At 53.0% G+C, this 5857-nt stretch carries 8 protein-coding genes and 2 pseudogenes; 3 read left to right on the forward strand and 7 right to left on the reverse strand.

Annotation, left to right across the window (positions count from 1 at the left end):
- Positions 1–110: 110 nt before the first annotated feature.
- The 3 genes from Q0835_RS29080 to Q0835_RS29090 form a co-directional block, all read right to left on the reverse strand.
- On the reverse strand, positions 111–458 hold the full coding sequence (locus Q0835_RS29080) for a DUF736 family protein (RefSeq protein WP_298966834.1): 348 nt from the start codon (positions 456–458) through the stop codon (positions 111–113).
- A gap of 71 nt (positions 459–529) precedes the next feature.
- Complete coding sequence (locus tag Q0835_RS29085; RefSeq protein WP_298966836.1) at positions 530–1018, reverse strand: hypothetical protein; 489 nt, start codon at positions 1016–1018, stop codon at positions 530–532.
- Positions 1019–1631: 613 nt separating this feature from the next.
- A complete protein-coding gene (locus tag Q0835_RS29090; RefSeq protein WP_298966839.1) occupies positions 1632–1862 on the reverse strand; it encodes a hypothetical protein in 231 nt (76 codons plus the stop codon).
- 439 nt (positions 1863–2301) lie between these two features.
- On the opposite strand from Q0835_RS29090, the gene Q0835_RS29095 reads away from it, so the two are divergent.
- Positions 2302–2892 carry a hypothetical protein gene (locus Q0835_RS29095; RefSeq protein ID WP_298966841.1) on the forward strand — a complete coding sequence of 197 codons (591 nt, stop codon included), beginning with the start codon at positions 2302–2304 and terminating at the stop codon, positions 2890–2892.
- A 174-nt stretch (positions 2893–3066) separates the two neighbouring features.
- On the opposite strand, the pseudogene Q0835_RS29100 reads toward Q0835_RS29095, so the two are convergent.
- Positions 3067–3619: pseudogene (locus tag Q0835_RS29100) on the reverse strand (IS6 family transposase); the annotation flags it as partial.
- A gap of 1 nt (position 3620) precedes the next feature.
- On the opposite strand from Q0835_RS29100, the gene Q0835_RS29105 reads away from it, so the two are divergent.
- Positions 3621–3884 carry a recombinase family protein gene (locus Q0835_RS29105; protein ID WP_298966845.1) on the forward strand — a complete coding sequence of 88 codons (264 nt, stop codon included), beginning with the start codon at positions 3621–3623 and terminating at the stop codon, positions 3882–3884.
- On the opposite strand, the gene Q0835_RS30440 is transcribed toward Q0835_RS29105, so the two are convergent.
- The 3 genes from Q0835_RS30440 to Q0835_RS29120 all read right to left on the reverse strand — a co-directional run bounded on the left by Q0835_RS30440 (position 3881) and on the right by Q0835_RS29120 (position 5222).
- On the reverse strand, positions 3881–4072 hold the full coding sequence (locus Q0835_RS30440; RefSeq protein ID WP_366142419.1) for a DUF932 domain-containing protein: 192 nt from the start codon (positions 4070–4072) through the stop codon (positions 3881–3883). The two genes, Q0835_RS29105 and Q0835_RS30440, sit on opposite strands and share 4 nt — an antisense overlap.
- Entirely contained in the window at positions 4069–4263 is a 195-nt protein-coding gene (locus tag Q0835_RS29115) for a hypothetical protein (RefSeq protein WP_298966843.1), read from the reverse strand. Before Q0835_RS29115 ends, Q0835_RS30440 begins: the two co-directional genes overlap by 4 nt.
- 482 nt (positions 4264–4745) lie before the next feature.
- Positions 4746–5222, reverse strand: a complete 477-nt coding sequence (locus tag Q0835_RS29120; RefSeq protein WP_298966844.1) for an IS110 family transposase — start codon at positions 5220–5222, stop codon at positions 4746–4748.
- A 122-nt stretch (positions 5223–5344) separates the two neighbouring features.
- On the opposite strand from Q0835_RS29120, the pseudogene Q0835_RS29125 reads away from it, so the two are divergent.
- Positions 5345–5776, forward strand: a pseudogene (locus Q0835_RS29125) (IS21 family transposase); the annotation flags it as partial.
- Positions 5777–5857 lie beyond the last annotated feature (81 nt).

Raw genomic sequence — 5857 nt, forward strand, 5'->3', positions numbered from 1 at the left:
ATTGGCGGCATGAAAACCAACCCGGATACACCTTAAATCAGCCGTCAACTTGTCCAGAAAATCGGGACCAATTCAAAATCGAAAAGCGAAACTCACCGGACGCATACGGATTAACTCCGGCGATCGTTGTTGAGAAAGTCATTCGGGATGACGGCCTGGAGCGTCTCGTCATCTTGATCCGGATAGCGGCCAAGGTTTGCGTAAAACTTCGAATGACCGGTGTTGATGGTGAGCGAAAAGTACGGATCGCCGTTGGCATTGTTTCGCTCCCAGATGCCACCGATATCGATGCGACGGCCTGCGGGGCTCTTGGCATAGAGCCGGAACTTGGGGGCTTTCTCGTTGTCGCTGTGCAAGGCTTCGCCGGTCACATCGACGTCGAAGGCCAGAGTTGCAATGTTGCCTGTGAGCTTGTCGCCGGCGAACTGGATGTAGTTGGTCAGATTGGTGTCGGTCATTTTCCGGTTCCTCTAATTCAATTTGCCGATGAACAAAACAAGTTGGCAATACGGCCAAGCGACAAAAACCGTCACAGACGAATTTCTATGTCATCAAAGACTGCAGTTAGAATTTCAATGGCTCCCTTGTCTATCGGACCGGCTAAGTCGCCCAAAAGCAGCCGTCTAACATCCTGCTGCCATCCATAGAGCAGGGTAATGCGCTCTTCTGTTGGAACCTTTCCCGCTTGCAAATCGCCCGCAAGCTGCAGCAACCGTTCAACCTCGTTCCGGAAAGGCCCGTCAAGTTCGCTCAAATTCAGAAAGAGATGTGTTCCACTCTTTCGCGTCTTCTCATCGTTGGCCGAGAATTCTTGCATCAAAACGGAAAATCGATGGAGGCCAGGATAGGTAAGGCAGAATTCGCGAAGCTCCCGAACGCCGACGCGGTTCCAAAGATCCTGAAGATCCAGCATATGCGGAAGCATTGCCTCTGTCAGATGTCTATCAGACAGTCCCTGGCGCTCGAAATCCGTAACAGCCTTATGGATCCGGGCCGCGACTTTATGATTATGCTTCATTCGCATTCCCTCAGGTCTTCCGCGGTCGTAATCGCAGCAGAGCCCTGTGAACATGCTCAGTCCGAGTATCACAATAGACACACAGCATCCGCACGCTCCTTAACTAAAGATCAAATAAAATAGAACTCCGATGGAAGCAACTGAGAGGATGATCATGCACGGTTTCCAAGGCGACATCTGTATGACGAATATAGAGAGAACGGACCCAGCCCTTAATTTTGCTCGTCTGAACAAACGGATTGGCTGTCGTTATCTTGTTGAGAGGCGCTGTCTTGCAAGCTTCCAGTGTCTGTTTGCTCTGTCGCGTTTCCTTGGCGATCGGAAACCTCCCGATCACAGGCTGCAAGCGTGAAATCGAAAAAGTTAAAATAACCAGTTTGACCAGATCCTTCAAACGACCACATCCTTTGTAAAAGTCCGCCTGGAACAAGATGGTTAGTTTCATATACGGTATTTGTCGCAAAAAAATTGTGGGTCTTTGACGAATGTTAGGCTGATCCAAATGTGAGTGCTGGATCAGCCTAACGCGTTGAAGGCAGCGGGCTGGTGCGTCCTGTAGTGGGAATAGCGAAAAGGAAACGTACCCGCGGCCTTTCAACCTGCAACCGTGCAGTTACAGCTCGATGGCGCTGTATTCATCTTTATCCAAAGTGCCATCCTGGTTAGTATCAGCGGCACTAAAAGTTTCCTCTGTGATCGGAACACCTACAGAAGCCAGTTCTTCAATTGTTAGAAGGCTGTCCTGGTTGGCATCAACCGTACTGAAGTCTGGCGCTTGTGCCAGGGCAGCAGAGGTCATGGCAAATGTGCCAAAAGTTACAGCAATCACAGTGTGTTTAAGCATCTTGGATCTCCTGTAGAGAGCTATTTCAAATCGTGTGCCTGAATGGCCTCATCAAGGTGGGAAGTGAGTGTGACTGTAATTGGGGCTAGAAAAGGTTGTTCGGGGGCGTTTCTGAGGCAGTTACAGGAGTTATGAACGCGTTGGGTAGATGCTCACTCGTCTGAAAAAATATTGCGCTTGGACCATAATGGTCGCCGTGTCACCGTTTGAGTTCAGTGCCTTTTGGGTAACATCACGATCACCTGTGATCAGGTGTAGAAGCCTTTCTATAAGGTGAATAATCTGATTTCGACGCGCAATATCGTCACGTTTTAGTCCTCCTTTGATCAAATTCATACGTATTAATGACAATTAACAATTAAACTGTTTCGACCTGTGTTGCGGTAATGCGCACATCGCACCCTTTTTGGCGCTGACTTTGTAATTAGCGGAGTTTGATATGGATTTCGAACCTTTTACGGTGGACATGGTTCGCCTCGCCCACGTTTTTACAGTCGCGTGCGGTTTAGGTGGTGCAATAGCAACAGACGTGTTTGTTTTAAAGAACCTCAAAACGCCCTTAACAGAACAATCTATTCAAACCATCAAATTTTTTCATGTGCTTATTGGAATAGTCTTGATCCCCCTTTGGATATCTGGCCTGCTGCTCGTCTATATAAAAACAGGCTTCGAACTGGCTCAATTTACTCCTAAATTATCCTTCAAGTTGATGATCGTTTCGGTTTTGACGGCCAACGGTCTACTTCTCGGACCCACGGCAATTTCGATGATCCAATCCAATTGCGGGAGTAAAGTTGTCGACTTCGAAGCGCTACAACTTCTTGTTTTTGCATTCTTTGGAGCAACCTCTGCCACGTGCTGGCTGTTGGCTCTATCCTTTGGGATTGTCAAATTGCTCGCCGTTTCTAGCTATGAACTCCTGGTTGCTCTGACGGCGATAACTTGGGCAACGATGTTTTTCAGCATCTCACTGGGCCTGCTCAGCATGAGGAATTTAGAACGGTGGGCGGCGATAAGGGCAAGAGCATAAAAATTAGAGCCCTACAACGTTGCGTAGATCGCCGCTGTTTACCAATCGGATTGACTTGGACAACGCGAAGGTAACGAAAACGGCCAGGCGACCAAACTGACACAAAGGCAAATGAGCGGGGCGTGTCGCAACTTTAGCCTTCTGGTAAGTTTCTCCCGTTTTTGGGAGCTATTTTCAAGTTTCGTTAACTTTTTCAATTCCGAAGAGCATCGCAAGCAAATCGTTCTGTTCGCGGACGCTCCACTGACCGGTCAAGCCGAAGCCCTTCCTGAGCCACAGCATGGCTTCAAAACCGGCGATGGATTTTCTGGCTGAGTTGAACGAGCGGAACCCGCCAACCTTCGGCATATATCTTCTTCACCCTGAAATGATCGCTCTCGATGCCCTGTTGCAAATGCTTAGTCACATAGTGCACCGGATCCGGAGCAAGCAGGCCGCCGTCAACCGCATCCCCGATGGCTGGGGGAAAAGTGCCGGCACCATCGATGCCTATTTTGCCCGGTGACAGCAGCGGGGCATCCGACAAAAATTTTTGAAAGAACCGCTTGGCCGCATTCAGATCGCGCTTTGCCGTGAGCGGAAAATCGACCGGACTTCCATGCTGGTCGATGGCCCGATACAGATAGCGCCATTGGCCCTTGATGCGCACCGGGCCGCAATGCGTTTTGCGGAAACGCCGCAACCGTTTCTCCATCTGGGGAGCGTAGGTCAGAACCCACCTGTTGATGATGCAGATGCTTGGCTCCTTCGCTGAATTCGAGCGCGCCGTGGTGCGGGAGCGGACGCAAGCCGGCCTCAGTGCTGCACGTGCTCTGGGCCGCCGCGGCGGTCGCCAACCAAAGTTTACCCCCGAACAGCGCGTCGAAATAATCGCCATGCTCCAAGCTGGCCGCTCAATAGCCGATGTCAGCCGCCTGTTCCGCGTCCACCGAGCTACTATTAGCCGGATCGCAGCAGCTCATCGCACAGCAACAACCCAAGATGTTCCCTAATCGTTCCGTTTCTTAGCCAAATTTAACACTACCGCGGATCTGGGCCAATTGAGACAACAGACCCGGAACAATCCGGCCATCAGATCATAGGTGGATGTGCCGTCATTGGCATTCTTCAGAAGGATTTCGCAGACCGTATCGCCAACACCGTATTTGCGGTCATTATCCAGCCGTCTCAGTCTGATCAGGTGTTTGGGAAGTTGGTTTTGCTTTCATCCATCAAGCCGCGCAGGATGTCGACGGTCGAGATTGGCTGAAAGCGGTCTGACCGGCTTTCGTGGGCTTGCCTTGCAAAGATCGATGGTGCCAGCCGTCTTAATTCGTCTTCGTTAAGCGCGCGGCCATGATCAAACCGGGCTGTGTGGGCATAAACTGTCATTTGGTTTTTCTCCATTTCCTATTCCGCGAAGCGGGTTCTGTCCCGAAGGGCCGGAGCCCGGCTCTGGCTCCTTGAGACTTCGGCGGCGAGAACGAAGGGGAGAGGGACAAGGGGAAAATCCAGAGGGGACTCCCCACCTATTTCAAGTGCCAAATTCACTTTTTTCGATCCTTGATTTCCCGACTTCTTCCGCTGCCTTTCTGCGAGGGTTCGTAGCGCTGCGCTGCAACCCTTGCCTCGCGGCGAGCAGCGGGTATGCAAGCGGAGAGGTCCTTCGCGGGGACCCTGCTGCACGAAGCGCGGAACGCGCGCAGGAAGCTGGGCGGAAGGCACCTTGAAGCGCGCCGAGGGCGGAGCCCTAAGCGTTTTCGAAGGAGGATGTGGAGCGTGCTTTGCACGCAACTCCTTGTTGGCGGCGCGTTGCGCCGCATCGCCGGCCAGGTTCTTCGCTATTTGGGACTTCGCGCCTGGCCGGCGATCACCTATGCAGCCAGGACCTGTGGCATTCGATCCTTGTCGAAGAGCTCTCCGCTTTCCAGCATAGCGCAGGCGACACCGATCAAACGGCTCCCGACCGAGCGTAGAGCCCGGGCATGAGAATGCCCTTGTTTGCGCATGTCGCTGTATCGGTTCCGGGAATGGAAATCTTGCAGCACTGCTGTTCGTGCCCAATGGAATACAGCCGTTCGAAGTCTGTGCGGGCAGGACTGGCGCATCGCGACAATATATTGTTTCCCGCTACGACGGGTCACCGGCTCTACACCTGACAGGGCTCGAAGAGCATTGGCATCTCGTCTGCGAACAGCTTCAGGCGCTTCTGAAAGCAACGCAGCCAAGACGATTGGCCCGATCCCAGGCAGAGATCTCAATATCTCCGGATCACAACGCGTATCCGGGTCTGTTGGCTCGCTCGAGGGTAGCTCGGCAACCGCGGCACACAGACGTTCAAGGTGCTTCATGCCGATCTTCATTTGCTGCATTACCAGCCGAAGACGGGCAAGGATGACTTCGCAATGGGCGACGCAGGTCTCCGTAACACCTGGTGCGACGGAGATTGGTGTCGAACGGAGGTGAGCAAGCACGCAGCCGCAAACCGCGGGACAAGGCCAAGGTCGAAGGCGCCGTGCTGATCGTGGAGCGCTGGATCCTCGCCCGGCTGCGGAACCGGACCTTCTTCTCGCTGACCCAACTCAATGCCGCGATCGCCGAGCTTCTGGAGGATCTGAACAACCGACCGATGCGTCACATCGGCAAAAGCCGCCGCGAACTGTTCGAGGAGTTGGAGAAGGCGGCCCTCAAACCCCTGCCGGATACGCCCTTCGAATATGCCGAGTGGAAGACCGCCAAGGTTCATCCCGATTACCATGTCGAGGTCGACAAGACCTTCTATTCCGTTCCGCACTCCCTCATCGGTCGGAAGGTGGACGTACGGCTCAAGCGCCGCGTGGTCAAGATTTTCCACGAGCACCGGCGTGTTGCCAGCCATGTGCGCCGGTCTCAGCGATCCGGCCACGAAGTGGTCCCGATTTTCTGGACAAGTTGACGGCTGATTTAAGGTGTATCCGGGTTGGTTTTCATGCCGCCAATTTCAAGT

Origin of the sequence: uncultured Roseibium sp., assembly GCF_947499295.1 — a bacterium.
Lineage (GTDB): Bacteria > Pseudomonadota > Alphaproteobacteria > Rhizobiales > Stappiaceae > Roseibium.